Source organism: Streptomyces sp. NBC_01012, from assembly GCF_045162755.1.
Lineage (GTDB): Bacteria > Actinomycetota > Actinomycetes > Streptomycetales > Streptomycetaceae > Streptomyces.
Genome location: NZ_CP108688.1, coordinates 3,679,389 through 3,693,620 on the forward strand (window position 1 = coordinate 3,679,389; position 14,232 = coordinate 3,693,620).

Below are 14,232 nucleotides of genomic sequence, written 5' to 3' on the forward strand. Positions count from 1 at the left end.
CAGGGGACGGCCTGCTGATCCCGCCCTGGGGCCCGGCTTATGAAGACCGCCCGGTCGGTCTGAGTCGCTGCTTCACGAGTGATTTGAGCAAGGAGAGAACACGGGATGGGACTGCGCGCACAGGTACGTACGCGAGACGGCTGGGCGGTCCAGCACGCCGTCGTGACGGTGACCGACATGACGGGCACCCAGGTGCTCCGGGCCTCCGCCGACGAGGACGGGGCCGTCCGCACCGACGATCTCCTGCCGGCCGGCGCGTACACGGTGATCGTCACGGCGGTGGGTTACGCCCCCGCCGCGTCCACCGCGCTCGTCACGGCCAGCGGACGGGTCGAGGCCGGGACCGTGGTGCTGGCCCGGCAGGGCGGCGTGGAACTGCCTCCTCCGGGAACCTGGTCGCTCGACCCGGTGCACTCATCGGTGGCCGCGGTCGCCCAGCACCTGGGGATCTCCAGCGTGCACGGCCGGTTCACGGAATTCGGCGGCCGTATCGAGATCGCCGAGGACGTCCACAACTCACGGGTGGAGGCCTTCATCGCCTCCTCCAGCATCGACACGGGCAACGGCACGCGGGACAAGCACCTGTGCTCGGCGGACTTCCTGGACGTGGAGACGTACCCCGAGCTCACCTACAGCTCCCACGGCCTGACCCCGGCCGGGCCCGACCGCTGGACGGTGCACGGCGTGCTCACGATGCACGGCATCGCGCGCGACGTGGACCTCGACCTCAGCTACCTGGGCACGGGACCCGACCCGTGGGGCGGAGTGCGGGCGGCCTTCCACGCCACGGCGGAGCTGCGCCGCGACGACTTCGCCATGAACTACAACCAGGTGCTCCAGGCGGGCATCTCCGCGATCGGCACGACCCTGCGCGTGGAACTCGACATCCAGGCGGTCCAGGGCGAATCCGTCCAGGGATAGGACGAGCCGAGGGGCCGGAGGGGTCCTAGGGTTGGCGGTATGGCACCCAACATCGCGACCAACACCGCCGTGGAACTCGCAGAGCTGCTGGACTTCGTGCGGCCGAGGCACCGGGCGATCCTGCTGACCACCCGGGCCGACGGCCGCCCCCAGGGCTCCCCCCTCACCTGCGGCGTCGACGACCTCGGGCGGATCGTGGTCTCGACCTACCCCGAACGGGCCAAGACCCGTAACGCCAAGCGGGACGAGCGGGTGAGCCTGATCGTCCTCTCGGACGAGTGGAACGGCCCCTGGGTCCAGATCGACGGGTCGGCCGAGGTGATCGACGCACCGGATTCGGTCGAGCCCCTCGTCGAGTACTTCCGCAACATCTCCGGGGAGCACCCGGACTGGGACGAGTACCGGGCGGCGATGCTCAAGCAGGGGAAGTCCATCATCCGGGTCACCCCGGAGCGCTGGAGCCCGATCGCCACCGGTGGCTTCCCCGCCCGTCTGGCCGAGGGCAGTTGACCCACCGATGTCACCTCTCCACCCGGGCCCGCTCGCGCGCGCCCGGCTACTGACCTCCCCGTCGGTGGCCCCCGAAGTGATCCACGAGCTGGAACGGATCACCGGGCGTCCGGCGGGCCCTTCGCCCGCCACCGCGCCCGACGGGCCCGTCGGGTACGACGGGCCCGTCGTGTACGTCGGGGACCTGCTGCCCGAAGCGCTGCGGACCCCGGACCTGTTGTGGTTCCACAGCGTCAGCGCGGGTACGGACGCCCTGCTCGCCGCCGGGCCCTGGCCCGAAGGGGCCCTGCTGACACGGACCGTGGGACGGATGGGCGAACGGATCGCCCAGTACACGCTGGCCTGGATGCTCGCCGAGTGCCAGTCCGTCCCGGAGCACACCGCACAGCACTCCAGGTCCGAGTGGCGCCGCCTGCCGTCCGGACTCATCGCCGGACAGACCGCCGTCATCCACGGCACGGGCCGCATCGGCTCCGCTGTCGCCCAACTGCTGCGGGCCTGTTCGGTGCGTACGGTCGGCGTGAGCCGCACCCCTCGCGACGTGCCCGTCGGCTTCGAGCGGGTGGTCCTGGCCGGCACCGGGGAGGAGACGACGGCGCTGGCGCAGGCCCGGTGGGTGGTGTCCACCCTGCCCCTGACCGACGCCACGGAGCGGTTCTTCGACGAGGCCAGGTTCTCCGCGATGCGGGGCGCCGGATTCGTCAACGTGGGCCGGGGCGCGACCGTGGACATGCCGACCCTGGAGGCCGCGCTGCACAGCGGGGCGGTCCGCCGCGCCGTACTCGACGTGCTGCCCGACGAGCCCGCGGGTCCGGGCGACCGCGCCTGGCGGCTGCCGCGGACCGTGATCACGTCGCACTCGGCCGGCATCACGGCCGACGAGGATGTCGTCACCGACTTCGCGGCCTGCTGGGAGGCGGTCGCCGAGGGGCGTACGCCCGCGCTCGCCGTGGACACCCGACGCGGCTACTGAGCGGACGAGGGACGGGGACGGGGACGGGGGGCAATCCGCCTACGCGCCCGTACGCCGCTCACGCGCTGCGTGCCTCGCGTGCGCAGGTCGCCTCGATGCCCGCGATCAGGAGGTCGAGCGCGAACGTGAAGTCCCGGTCGCGCATCTCCTCCACCGTCGCCCCGCCGCGCGCGTCCATCAGCTCCTCCGACGGCCGCATGGCCCGGTGCGCATCGGGATCCGCGCGGATCATGCCCATCGCCCGCTCGACGTACTCGTCCTGGGTGAGCCCGGCCTGTGCCGTGCGCTGCACGAAGTGCCCCTCGGTGGTGCCGAATCCGTAGACGAACTGGAAGACGGCCGCCATCGCGCCCGTCCGCCGTTCGAGGGGCAGCCCGGTGACCCGGATGACGTCCTGGACGGCGTACGAGAACAGCATCGCGTGCGGACCGATGTTCAGGAAGCTGCCGATGAGGGCCGACACCCAGGGGTGACGGACGAACATCTTCCGGTAGCTGGTGGCCAGTTCACGCAGCCGGTCGTGCCAGTCGGCGTCCTCCGGCGTGGCCGGGATCTCGCCGAAGACGGTGTCGAGAGCGAGTTCCAGCAGGTCGTCCTTGGTGTCGACGTACCAGTACAGGGACATCGCCGTGACGTCGAGCTCGGCGGCGAGGCGTCGCATGGAGAACTTCGCGAGGCCGTCGGCGTCCAGCAGCCGGACACTCGCCGCGGTGATCCTCTGCACGTCGAGGCCGGCCGGCTGATCCGTCCTGCGGGTGCGCGTCGGTGTCCGCCGCTCCAGCCACACACTGACCCGGGAAGGCTTCTTCGCACGGTCTGCCGCGGACCCCATGGCGCACACTCCTTGTCTTGCGGTGGCACTCCTGCGTACGGGCGGTGCCCCTGTCCGATGCTATGCCTGTCACCTGCCCTTCCCGGTCCGCTCCGCACGCCTCAGGAGGACCGCGGCCAGCAGTCCACCGGCCAGAACCGCTGCCGCGCCGACCAGTTGGCTCGTCTCCAGGCCCGAGGCGAAGGCGTCCGTGGCACGCTCACGCTCCGCCGCCCCGCCGGCTGCCGCGAGCGCGGCGGGCAGGGACGCGGCCCCGGCCACCCCCGGTACGAGCGCGGCGAACCGGGAGTTCAGGACAGCTCCGAGCACGGCGACCCCGAGGCCGTTGCCGAACTCGGCGAGCGTGCCGTTGACTCCGGCGCCGACGCCGGCCTTCTCCGGCGGGATGGCACTCATGATCGCGTTGGCCATCGCGGGCATGGCGATGGCGACCCCCGCGCCCATGACGACCAGGCCGAACAGCATGCCGTCGTAACCCCGCCCGCCGAGCAGCGCGATCGCCACGAGCCCGGCGGCCAGCAGGCTCATCCCGGTGGCGATGACCACGGGCGTCCCCAACTTCCGCACGAGGCGGGCGCCGAGCCCCGTGAGGTTGAGCGCGACGACGGTGAGGGCGAGCGGAGCCGTGCGCAGCCCCGCGTCGAGCGGCTCGTAGCCGAGCACGAACTGCAGGTGCTGGGTGAGCAGGAAGAGCGAACCCGTCATCCCGAACGCGACCAGGATCGCGCCCGCGACGGCTCCGGTGAACCTCTGGTCGCGGAAGAAGCGCATGTCCAGCATCGGGTTCGGGACATGGAGTTCCCACAGGACGAAGCCGGTGAATACGGCGGCTCCGGCGAAGGCGGACAGCAGAACCGGGCCTGAGCCCCAGCCGTGTTCGGGGCCGGAGATGATCGCGTACACGACGGACGCCATGCCGAGGGTGGAGAGCAGCGCACCGACCAGGTCGGGGCGTGCACCGTCCGAATTCCTGGACTCCGGGACGAGCCGTACGACCGCGATCAGGCCGATGGCCGCCACGGGGATGTTGATCAGGAAGATCGCACCCCACCAGAAGTGGTCGAGCATCGCCCCGCCGATCAGCGGACCGGCCGCGAACCCGAGGGAACTGACGGTGGACCAGATGCCGATCGCCTTGACGCGCTCGGTCTCGTCGAAGATCTGCACGACAACGGCGAGCGTGGTCGTCATCAGCAGCGCGCCTCCGACCCCCATCCCCGCGCGGGCGGCGATCAGCTGTCCCGAGGACTGCGCGAGCCCCGCGGCCAGCGAGCCGACGCCGAACAGCGCGAGACCGGCGACCAGCATCTTCTTACGGCCGTAGCGGTCGGCGGAGCTTCCCGCGGTGAGCAGGAGTCCCGACTGGACGAGCGAGTAGGCGTTGATCATCCACTGCACATCGGCGGTGGAGGCGTGCAGATCCGCGGTGAGGGAGGGGATCGCGACGTTCAGGACGGTGTTGTCGAGCAGCACGGTGAGCTGGGCGAGGCAGATGACTCCGAGGATCATCCAGCGCCGCGCATGGGCGCTACGGGGGACGAGGTCGTCGCGTCGCTCGGGGGCGGTCGCCGTCATGGGGACTCCTGATTCCGGGCACTTGTACGGTGTACGGGAGAGGTTGCTATACACCGTAAGGCATCTCCTGTACGCCGTACAACACCGCCCTCGGGTCCCGCCGCGCCGCTTTCAGCCTGTCGGCCGGGGTCGGCTCGGTTCGGCTGCGTTCAGGTCGTCGGCTGGGTCAGGTCGTCGGCTGGGTCAGGTCGTCGGCTGGGTCAGGTCGTAGAAGGTCGCGCTGCCCACGGTGACCTCCTTGAAGTTGTCCTCCACCCACGCCGAGATCTGGGACGAGGTGCCTTCGTCGCCGCCCATGCCCCCGCCGCCCACGCCTTCGCCGCCCATCCCGCCGCCGCCCATGCCGCCCGAGATGAAGTAGTGGATCTTTCCGTCCTCCACGTACTTCTTGAACTGGGCGAGCGTCGGGGACGGGTCGCTGCCGTTGAAGCCACCGATCGCCATCACCGGGTCGCCGGTGGCGAGTTGGTAGCTCGCGGCGTTCTGCGAGCCGATGGCCGCGGCGCTCCAGGTGTAGGCGTCGGCGTTCTGCTTCAGCAGCGTCTTCGCCTCGGAGTCCACGGAGGCGCCGTCGAGCAGACCGCCCATACCGCCGCCACCGCCGCCGCCCATGCCGCCTTCGCCGGTGCCGCCACCGGGCATGCCGCCCTGCTGGCCGCCGGCGGCCTGGCCCGTGCCCTGACCACCCTGGCTCTGACCCGCGCCCGTGCCCTGGCCCGGGGTGCCCCCGCCGGGGAAGCCGCCGCCCTGCGCGTTGCCGGGCGCCTGGCCGCCGCCCTGCTGTGTGCCCTGGCCGGGAGGCTGCATCCCGCCGCCGCCAGGACCGCCGCCGTCACCGCCACCGCCGGGGCCACCGCCCGGGGCACCACCGGGACCGCCCATGCTCGCGCCCGAAGGACCGGCGGTGACGATCGAGCCCTGGTGCCCGGTGTTCAGCGTGCTGATCGTGTACGCCGTCGGACCGGCCAGCGATGCCGCGAGGCCCAGGCCCGCCGCGCCCAGCGCGAGCGGCCGGCCCAGCCGTGCCGCGAGCAGCAGCCCCACAGCGCCCACCAGGCCGCCGATCAGGACGGCCCAGCGCAGCCACGGGACGTAGTCGGGCGTGCGCCCGAGCAGGACGTACGACCAGACGGCCGTCGCCGCGACGGTCACACCGAGCGCGCTGCCCGCCCACCACTTGGCCCGTTCCTCCCAGAGGACCGTGGCTCCCATACCGACCAGCGCCGCGATGTAGGGCGCCAGGGCCACCGTGTAGTACTGGTGGAAGATCCCGGCCATGAAGCTGAAGACCAGAGCCGTCATCAGCAGCGACCCGCCCCAGGCGAGGAACGCCGCACGGGCCGTGTCGGTCCGCTTGGCCCGCCAGGTCAGCCAGACGCCCGCGACCAGCAGGATCAGCGCGGCGGGCAGCAGCCACGAGATCTGGCTGCCGATCTCGGAGTTGAACATCCGGCCGAGGCCGGTCTCACCCCAGCCGCCGCCCTGGCCACCACCGCCACCGCCGCCACCTCCGACGCTGCCGGTCTCCTCGCCGTTGATCCGGCCGAGCCCGTTGTAGCCGAAGGTCAGCTCCAGGAAGGAGTTGTTCTGCGAACCGCCGATGTACGGGCGCGACGAGGCGGGCCACAGTTCGACGATCGCCACCCACCAGCCGCCGGCCACGACCATGGCCAGCGCCGAAAGACCGAGCTGGCCGAACCGCTTGCGCACGGACACCGGCGCGAACACCGCGTACAGCACGGCCAGCGGCGGCAGGATCAGGAACGCCTGCAGGGTCTTCGACAGGAACGCGAGACCCACCGCGACGCCTGCCCAGACCAGCCACTTCGTCCGGCCGCCCTCGATCGCGCGCAGCACGCAGTAGACGGTGACGGTCATCAGGAGCGCGAGCAGCGCGTCCGGGTTGTTGAAGCGGAACATCAGCGCGGCGACCGGGGTCAGCGCGAAGACCGCCATCGTGATCAGCCCTGCGCCTGCGCTGAAGCGGCGGCGTACGGCGGCGTAGAGGACACCGGCCGTGGCGACGCCCATCAGCACCTGGGGTGCGAGGACCGCCCAGGAGTTCAGGCCGAAGATCCGCACCGACAGGGCCATCGGCCAGAGCGTGGCCGGCGGCTTGTCGACGGTGATCGCGTTCGCGGCGTCCAGCGAGCCGAAGAAGAAGGCCTTCCAGCTCTGGCTGCCGGCCTGGACGGCCGCGGAGTAGAAGGAGTTGGCGTAACCGGACGCGCTCAGATTCCACAGGTACGCGAGCGCGACGACCAGCAGCAGTCCGAGGAACGCGGGCCTCGCCCAGCGCGGGTCCTCGGGCCTGCCCCTGACGATGCGCCGCGACAGCGGATCCCGCCCGCCCGCGGCGTGCGCGGGCGCACCTGGGGTGCCGGACGCGGCCGGCAGATGGTCGGAGTGGGTGGCGGCGGCGGTCATCGGACGTTCCTCAGTTCGTGTGCGGCACCCTTACGGGCGTCCTCGGGGTCGGTGCGCCGGTCGGGGAAGACCCAGGCACGGAAGAGCAGAAACCGCAGCACCGTTGCCGCGAGGTTGGCGGCGATCAGCACGGCGAGTTCCGTGCCGTGCGACGCCGATCCGGAGGCCGTGTCAAGGGCGGCGAGCGAACCGCTGGTGAGGGCGAGCCCGATCGCGAAGACCACGAGGCCCTGCGCCTGGTGGCGTACGGCACTACCCCGGCCGCGTACGCCGAAGGTGAGCCTCCGGTTCGCCGCCGTGTTGGCGACGGCGGACACCAGGAGGGCCGCCGCGTTGGCGAACTGCGGGCCGACGCCCAGCCGGAAGAGGGAGTACAGGGCGAGATAGGCCAGGGTGGAGAGCGCGCCCACGACGCAGAAGCCGACCAGCTGCCTGGCGAGTCCGCGCGGCACCCCGGGCACCGCCCGGTCGCGCGGGTCGTCGCCGAAGGGCCGGGCCAGCCGGTCCAGCGGCAGCGCTCCGGTGGCCAGGGCGCGGCCCACCCGCCAGACGCCCTTGAGGTCGTCGGTCGCGGTCCTCACGATGTGCACGGTCGAGTCAGGGTCGTCGACCCAGTCGACCGGCACCTCGTGGATGCGCAGTCCGGCACGCTCCGCGAGCACCAGCATCTCGGTGTCGAAGAACCAGCCGGTGTCCTCGACCATCGGCAGCAGCCGCTGCGCGACCTCACGCCGTATGGCCTTGAAGCCGCACTGGGCGTCGCTGAACCTGGCGGCCAGCGAGGAGCGCAGGATGAGGTTGTAGGCCCGCGAGATGAACTCCCGCTTCGACCCCCTCACCACCCGCGAACTGCGCGCCAGACGGGAGCCGATGGCCAGGTCGGAGTGGCCGGAGATCAGCGGGGCGACCAGCGGCAGCAGGGCGTTGAGGTCGGTCGAGAGGTCGACGTCCATGTAGGCGAGTACCGGGGAGTCCGAGTGGGACCAGACGGTCCGCAGCGCCCGGCCCCGGCCCTTCTCCTCCAGCCGGTACGAACGCACCTCGGGGATGAGGTCCGCGAGCCGGGCCGCCACCTGGGGGGTGCGGTCGGTGCTCGCGTTGTCCGCCACGGTGATCCGGAAGCCGTAGGGGAACGTACGCGCCAGATGGTCGTGCAGGCGCAGCACGCACGTTTCGAGGTCCTTCTCCTCGTTGTACACGGGGATCACGATGTCGAGTACGGGAGCGCCGGCTGCGCCGACCGCTGTGGCCAGGAGATGGTCCCGGGCCGGCAGGGTGCTCCAGGGAGTGTCGGTTCGCATGACACCGACACTCGCCAACCGCGCTGTCACATCCGTGTGCTGAGCCTGTGGTCGGCCTGTGAGTGCACCACGGGTGCGTCGCCGGGTGTATTTCCCCGGTTCACGGGCCTGTCATGAGGCCGTTGACCTGGTGTGCCGCAGAGGTTCTCCGGCCCTCCTCCGTAGACCGCGTCGGCCGGCAGATGGACCGCGAACACGGTGTCACCCGGCACCGAACGCACCTCGGCCAGCCCTCCGTGGGCGGAGACGACGGCCTGCACGATGGCGAGCCCGAGCCCCGTCGACCCGGCGTGCCGGGAGCGCGAGGCGTCACCGCGCGCGAACCGTTCGAAGACCCGTGGCTGGAGCTCGGCCGGAATGCCCGGCCCGTTGTCCTGGACCTCCAGGGTCACCCAGGGAAGATCCCTGCGCGCCTGCCGCAGACGAACCGTGACCGTGGTACCCGGCGGGGTGTGCGTGCGCGCGTTGGCGAGCAGGTTGACCAGCACCTGCTGAATCCTGGTCGGGTCGGCCGACACCGTCGTGGGCACCTCGGGCAGTTCGAGCCGCCAGTGATGGGTGGCTCCGGACGTGCCGTCGGGGGCCCGGTCCGCGACTCCGGACGTGGCTTCGGGGGCCCGGTCCGCGACGCGCGCATCGCTCACCGCGTCGATGACGAGCGGCGAGAGGTCGGTGCTCTCGTACGAGAGGGGTCGACCGGCGTCGAGACGTGCCAGGAGGAGCAGGTCCTCGACCATGCCCGTCATCCGTTCCGCCTCGGACTCGATCCGTCCCAGGGCGTGCCGGGTGTCGGGTCCGGTGTTCTCCCGTCCCCTGCGTGTCAGTTCGGCGTACCCGCGGATCGAGGCGAGCGGTGTGCGCAGCTCGTGGCTGGCGTCCGCGACGAACTGCCGTACCCGCGTCTCGCTCTTCTGCCGGGCCTCCAGAGCCGAACCTACGTGGCCCAGCATCCTGTTGAGTGCCGCGCCGACCTGGCCGACCTCCGTACGAGGATCGGCCTCGGCCTCCGGGACGCGTTCGAGGAGGGCGACCTCACCGCTGTGCAGCGGGAGTTCGGATACTCGGGTCGCGGTGGCGGCCACTCTGCGCAGCGGGCGCAGGGCGACACCGACCATCGCCGCACCGGCGATTCCGGCGGCGATGAGACCGGCCCCGGTGACGCAGACCTCCACGACGATGAGGGTGTTGACGGCCTTGTCCACCTCGGCCGTGGGAATGCCGACCAGCACGGACGTGCCGTCGCCCGAGGGGACGACCTGCACGCGATAGCCACCGAGCCCGGGAAGCTCGACGTCATGCGCTTCGCCGTCCGGGGCCACGTCGGCGGCTGCGAGAGCGTTCGCCTGCGCGCCGGTCAGCTCCTCGGCACTCTGCCTGGCGTCCGGGCCCTTGATGACCTTCGAGCTGGTGACGGACCCGCCGGAGACCACGGCGCCGAACGTGTCGAGCGTGCCCCTGCCTATGAAGGCCAGCGGATCCTCGGCATTGGCCTCGGGGCCGCCCCGGTCGAGCTTGCCGCTGCCCGGCGGAGGCTCCTTGGCCAGCATGGCGATGTCGTGCAGCTGACTGTCCAGCTTCCCGTCCATGTAACTCTGGAAGGCGATCGCGGTGACCGACCCGATCACGGCCGCGACGACCGCGATGAGCGTCACCGCGTACACGACGAGCCGGGTACGCAGAGTCCAGGGACGGCGCGCGCTCGTGCGCGTGCGCGTGCGCGTGCGCGCACGGTTACGCGCGCTCGTACGACTACCCGAGCCCATACGGCTGCCCGTGCCCATACGGCTACTCACCCGGCTTGATGAGGTATCCCGCCCCACGCCGGGTGTGGATCATCGGGGTGCGCCCCGCGTCGATCTTCTTGCGCAGGTATGAGATGTACAGCTCGACGACGTTGGCCTGGCCTCCGAAGTCGTAGTTCCACACCCGGTCGAGGATCTGCGCCTTGCTGAGCACCCGGCGCGGATTGCGCATCAGGAAGCGCAGCAGCTCGAACTCGGTCGCCGTGAGGTGGATGGAGTCATCACCCCGGGTCACCTCGTGGCTGTCCTCGTCCAGCACCAGATCGCCGACGACGAGCGTCGACTCGCTGCGGACCGTGGCGGTGCCCGAGCGCCGGATCAGCCCGCGCAGCCGCGCCACGACCTCCTCCAGGCTGAACGGCTTGGTGACGTAGTCGTCGCCACCCGCCGTGAGCCCGGCGATCCGGTCCTCCACCGCGTCCCGCGCGGTCAGGAACAGCACCGGCACGTCGTTCAGCTCCCGCCGCAGCCGGCCGAGCACGGCAAGACCGTCCATGTCGGGGAGCATCACATCGAGGATCACCGCGTCGGGGCGGAAGTCACGCGCCGTACGGACAGCACCCGCGCCGTCCCCCGCGCTGCGCACCTCCCAGCCCTCGTAGCGCAGGGCCATGGAGAGCAGCTCGGCAAGCGGAGCCTCGTCGTCCACGACCAGTACGCGGATCGGGTTGCGGTCGGGCCTGAGCAGTTCTGTACGCCCCAGGGGCGAGGTCGTCGTCATGGCTCAAGCCTGTGAGACGGCCGTGAGAGAGACCTTTCGCCCACCTGTGAATTTCCTGAGAATCGCGTCGGTGGAGGCGGCGGGGGAGGCGTGGGTGGAGGCGTGGGTGGAGCTTCGAGGTGCCGGTTACGGTCGCGTCAGGCCCGGTGGGGGCGGTCAAATGTGTCCTCAAGTCCCGGTCCCACGCTTGGGGGCCTAACCGAACAGCCGGCTCGCGTTGTCGTGGCAGACCGCTCGCAGCCACGCGTCACCGAGCCCCAGCTGTTCGAGGGCGTGCAGCTGGTGGGCGTACGGATACGGGATGTTCGGGAAGTCCGTGCCGAGCAGGATCCGGTCCCCCAGATCGGCCAGACGCCCGCGCTCACCGGCCGGGAACGGCATGAAACCCTCGGCGAAGTCCGTGAACGCCACGGTCGTGTCCAGCCGCACCTCGGGATGCGCCGCCGCCAGCGCCAGGAATTCCGCGTACTCCGGCATCCCCATGTGCGCCACCACCAGCTTCAGCCGGGGGTGGCGGGACAGCGCCCGGCCGATCGGCCCCGGGCCCGTGTACGCACCTGGCGCAGGACCGGAACCGCAGTGCGTGACCACCGGGATCCCGGCCTCCGCCAGCAGTCCCCACACGGGATCCAGCAGCGGATCGTTCGGGTCGTAGGCCCCCACCTGGAGGTGCGCCTTGAAGACGCGCGCCCCCGCCTCGACCGCCTCACGCACATAGGTCCCCGCGTCCTCCTCCGGGAAGAACGTCGCGGTGTGCAGACAGTCCGGGACCCGCGCGGCGAAGTCCGCCGCCCAGCCGTTCAGCCAGGCCGCCATGCCGGCCTTGTGCGGATACAGCATCGAGGTGAAGCGGAGCACGCCGAAGGAGCGCAGCAGCGCGAGGCGCTCGTCCTCGTCCCGGCGGTAGGTGATCGGCCACTCGAGCCCGGTCAGCGGGCCTGCCGAGTCGAAGTACGCCCACACCTTGTCGAGCACGCGCTCGGGCATGAAGTGTGTGTGGACGTCGATGATCCCGGGCAGCCCGAGTCGCTGCCAGAACCGCACGACATCATCGCGGTCACGCTCGTCGCCGCTCATCCGCCCGCCCCACCTGTCTCGTATGCCCTGCCCGCCCCCGTACGCCCCGTACAGCACCGGGAACGGGGAACGCTCTCCGGCGACGATCTCAGAACAGCCCGTCCTGCACTCCACCGGCCCCGGCCCCGGCCCCGGCCTCCAAGGCCACGACCGGCACACCGACTCCCGCCCCCGCGTCCGCCGCCACCAGCTCCCACCCGGGGAGGAGTCGGGTGTCCAGCACCACGATCCCCGCATCACCGGTCTCCAGATGCAGATCGGGCCCGGCCGCCGCCACCAGCCGCCCGGCGACCACCCCGCCGTCCGAAAGCCCGGTCACCACTCGTGCCGCCGGCCCGGCGCCGTCGAGACCGAACACCCCGGCGTGGTCGACCGCCTCGAACGGCAGCCGCTCCAGCGTCTCCGGCCACCCGGCACCCTCCAGGGCTGCGGACCGCCGGTACAGCTCCTCGATCTCGGCGGCCCGTTCCGCCGCCCCCGGCAACTCACCCCGCGCCGCACGCTTGCGCGCGTACGGGATCCGGTCGGGCACCCCGAGCGCCGAGCGCAGCAGCTCCTCCGTACGCCGCGCGGCCATCAGCGGGCCGCGCCCCAGCCAGCTGAACACCACGGCACCCTGCTCACGCAGCCGCGCCGCGTCGCGCGCCTCACCGGTGATCCCGACCTTGACCATGCCGGGACCGAACCAGGCCAGATAGACCCGGTACGTACGCGGGTCGTCGGCGATCGTGTCGGCGGCCACCGAATGCGCCCGGTCCAGCCGTGCGCATTCCGCGCACCGCGCCCCCGTACTCCGTACCGGCACCACGGCCGCGACAGGACAGCGGGTGCCGCGCGCCCCCACGCAGTGCCGCTCCCCCTCGGCCCGGAACCCGAGCTCCTGCCCGTACGCCAGGACACTGGCCCGCCCCCGCCCGGCCCCGTCGCTCCGTGCCCAGCCGAGCACGGGTCCGTCGTGGGGCCAGCGAAGCCCGGTGCACCGCCAGCCGCTCATGCCACCCACCTGGAAATCGAAGATCCGAGGACACCACTCTCGCTCACAGCACTCGCTCACAGCGCGCCCGTCCGCCGACGGCGCCCGGGGAGGGGCGAACACGAGCCGCCCCGGCGCTAGGATCCGGACCATGGCTCTGACCGCGAACGACATGGACCGGTTCGAGACCTTCATGCCCCGCCTGAAGGCCATCGCCTACCGCCTGCTCGGCTCCGCGAGCGATGCCGAGGACGCCGTACAGGACACGTTCCTGCGCTGGCAGGCCGCCGAGACGGACCGCATCGAGGTCCCGGAGGCGTGGTTGACGAGGGTCCTCACCAACCTCTGCCTCAACCAGCTCACCTCGGCCCGTGCCCGGCGCGAGACGTATGTGGGCCAGTGGCTGCCCGAGCCGCTGCTCGCCGGGGACCCGATGCTCGGCCCCGCCGACACCGTCGAGCAGCGCGAATCCGTGTCGTACGCCATGCTCCGCCTGATGGAGCGCCTCTCCCCCGACGAGCGCGTGGTGTACGTGCTGCGGGAGGCCTTCGACTACCCGCACCGGAAGATCGCGGAGATCCTCGACATCACCGAGGGCAGCTGCCAGCAGATCTTCCACCGCGCCAAGAAGCACCTGGCGGACGGCAGGTCCCGTACGGAGATCGACGGGCCCGCGGCCCGGCGGATCGTCGAGGAGTTCCTCGCGGCCGCCACCAGCGGCCGCACCGAGCCGCTCGTACGCCTGCTCACCGACGACGCCGTCTCGATCGGCGACGGCGGCGGGAAGGTCCCGGCCCGCACCAAGGCGTTCGAGGGCGCCGTCGCGGTCGCGAAGTTCATGCGGGGCCTCTTCAAGCCCGGCAAGGCCAAGCAAGTCATCGTCGGCGGCTCCCCCGAGGTGTACATCTCGGGCGCCAACCACGCCCCCGCAGTCTTGGTGGTACTCGACGGCCGGGTCATCGGCGTCATGTGCCTGGACATCACGTCCGAGGGCATCACCGCGATCCTCGGCCAGGCCAACCCCGACAAGCTCGAACGAGCGACCCGGCAATGGCAGGCCTCCGACCACGGAGAACCCCTGTTCCACGCCTTCTGACCGCACCTCCGCCCACGATGTGAC

12 protein-coding genes are annotated in these 14,232 nt (G+C 71.5%); 4 read left to right on the forward strand and 8 right to left on the reverse strand.

All coding sequences use genetic code 11. The features are described 5' to 3' along the window. Positions 1 to 105 precede the first annotated feature (105 nt). The 3 genes from OG623_RS16605 to OG623_RS16615 are packed head-to-tail and all read left to right on the forward strand — an operon-like array spanning position 106 to position 2,404. Positions 106 to 921, forward strand: a complete 816-nt coding sequence (locus OG623_RS16605; RefSeq protein WP_406147347.1) for a YceI family protein — start codon at positions 106 to 108, stop codon at positions 919 to 921. 39 nt (positions 922 to 960) lie between these two features. Continuing rightward, a complete protein-coding gene (locus OG623_RS16610) occupies positions 961 to 1,431 on the forward strand; it encodes a PPOX class F420-dependent oxidoreductase (protein WP_406147348.1) in 471 nt (156 codons plus the stop codon). 7 nt (positions 1,432 to 1,438) lie between these two features. Then, positions 1,439 to 2,404 (forward strand): D-2-hydroxyacid dehydrogenase, encoded by a 966-nt coding sequence (locus OG623_RS16615; RefSeq protein ID WP_406147349.1) that lies wholly within the window; start codon positions 1,439 to 1,441, stop codon positions 2,402 to 2,404. Positions 2,405 to 2,462: 58 nt separating this feature from the next. On the opposite strand, the gene OG623_RS16620 is transcribed toward OG623_RS16615, so the two are convergent. The 8 genes from OG623_RS16620 to OG623_RS16655 form a co-directional block, all read right to left on the reverse strand. Further along, positions 2,463 to 3,236, reverse strand: coding sequence for a TetR/AcrR family transcriptional regulator (locus tag OG623_RS16620; protein ID WP_406147351.1), 774 nt, complete (start codon positions 3,234 to 3,236; stop codon positions 2,463 to 2,465). 69 nt (positions 3,237 to 3,305) lie between these two features. Further along, complete coding sequence (locus OG623_RS16625; protein ID WP_406147352.1) at positions 3,306 to 4,811, reverse strand: MFS transporter; 1,506 nt, start codon at positions 4,809 to 4,811, stop codon at positions 3,306 to 3,308. Between the two features lie 183 nt (positions 4,812 to 4,994). Beyond that, positions 4,995 to 7,238, reverse strand: coding sequence for an ArnT family glycosyltransferase (locus tag OG623_RS16630; RefSeq protein ID WP_406147353.1), 2,244 nt, complete (start codon positions 7,236 to 7,238; stop codon positions 4,995 to 4,997). Next, positions 7,235 to 8,539: a glycosyltransferase gene (locus OG623_RS16635; protein WP_406147355.1), complete on the reverse strand. Its 1,305-nt coding sequence runs from the start codon at positions 8,537 to 8,539 to the stop codon at positions 7,235 to 7,237. The genes OG623_RS16630 and OG623_RS16635 overlap by 4 nt, the downstream gene beginning before the upstream one ends. Positions 8,540 to 8,565: 26 nt before the next feature. After that, complete coding sequence (locus tag OG623_RS16640; RefSeq protein ID WP_406151859.1) at positions 8,566 to 10,302, reverse strand: ATP-binding protein; 1,737 nt, start codon at positions 10,300 to 10,302, stop codon at positions 8,566 to 8,568. Positions 10,303 to 10,324: 22 nt separating this feature from the next. Then, the gene (locus OG623_RS16645; RefSeq protein WP_406147357.1) at positions 10,325 to 11,062 is read right to left on the reverse strand and encodes a response regulator transcription factor; all 738 of its coding nucleotides are present in this window, start codon (positions 11,060 to 11,062) and stop codon (positions 10,325 to 10,327) included. Between the two features lie 195 nt (positions 11,063 to 11,257). Further along, a complete protein-coding gene (locus OG623_RS16650; RefSeq protein WP_406147359.1) occupies positions 11,258 to 12,139 on the reverse strand; it encodes an amidohydrolase family protein in 882 nt (293 codons plus the stop codon). Positions 12,140 to 12,227: 88 nt separating this feature from the next. Continuing rightward, a complete protein-coding gene (locus tag OG623_RS16655) occupies positions 12,228 to 13,133 on the reverse strand; it encodes a DUF2797 domain-containing protein (RefSeq protein ID WP_406147361.1) in 906 nt (301 codons plus the stop codon). Between the two features lie 130 nt (positions 13,134 to 13,263). On the opposite strand from OG623_RS16655, the gene sigJ reads away from it, so the two are divergent. Further along, a complete protein-coding gene (gene sigJ / locus OG623_RS16660; RefSeq protein WP_406147363.1) occupies positions 13,264 to 14,208 on the forward strand; it encodes an RNA polymerase sigma factor SigJ in 945 nt (314 codons plus the stop codon). The last annotated feature ends 24 nt before the right edge of the window (positions 14,209 to 14,232 follow it).

Excerpts from the sequence above, each read along its gene's own strand:
- OG623_RS16655 (WP_406147361.1), bottom strand. The coding sequence starts at position 13,133 with ATGAGCGGCTGGCGGTGCACCGGGCTTCGCTGGCCCCACGACGGACCC.
- OG623_RS16625 (WP_406147352.1), bottom strand. The coding sequence starts at position 4,811 with ATGACGGCGACCGCCCCCGAGCGACGCGACGACCTCGTCCCCCGTAGC.
- OG623_RS16615 (WP_406147349.1), top strand. The coding sequence starts at position 1,439 with ATGTCACCTCTCCACCCGGGCCCGCTCGCGCGCGCCCGGCTACTGACC.
- OG623_RS16605 (WP_406147347.1), top strand. The coding sequence starts at position 106 with ATGGGACTGCGCGCACAGGTACGTACGCGAGACGGCTGGGCGGTCCAG.
- OG623_RS16620 (WP_406147351.1), bottom strand. The coding sequence starts at position 3,236 with ATGGGGTCCGCGGCAGACCGTGCGAAGAAGCCTTCCCGGGTCAGTGTG.
- OG623_RS16610 (WP_406147348.1), top strand. The coding sequence starts at position 961 with ATGGCACCCAACATCGCGACCAACACCGCCGTGGAACTCGCAGAGCTG.
- OG623_RS16640 (WP_406151859.1), bottom strand. The coding sequence starts at position 10,302 with ATGGGCTCGGGTAGTCGTACGAGCGCGCGTAACCGTGCGCGCACGCGC.
- OG623_RS16650 (WP_406147359.1), bottom strand. The coding sequence starts at position 12,139 with ATGAGCGGCGACGAGCGTGACCGCGATGATGTCGTGCGGTTCTGGCAG.
- OG623_RS16635 (WP_406147355.1), bottom strand. The coding sequence starts at position 8,539 with ATGCGAACCGACACTCCCTGGAGCACCCTGCCGGCCCGGGACCATCTC.
- sigJ (WP_406147363.1), top strand. The coding sequence starts at position 13,264 with ATGGCTCTGACCGCGAACGACATGGACCGGTTCGAGACCTTCATGCCC.
- OG623_RS16630 (WP_406147353.1), bottom strand. The coding sequence starts at position 7,238 with ATGACCGCCGCCGCCACCCACTCCGACCATCTGCCGGCCGCGTCCGGC.
- OG623_RS16645 (WP_406147357.1), bottom strand. The coding sequence starts at position 11,062 with ATGACGACGACCTCGCCCCTGGGGCGTACAGAACTGCTCAGGCCCGAC.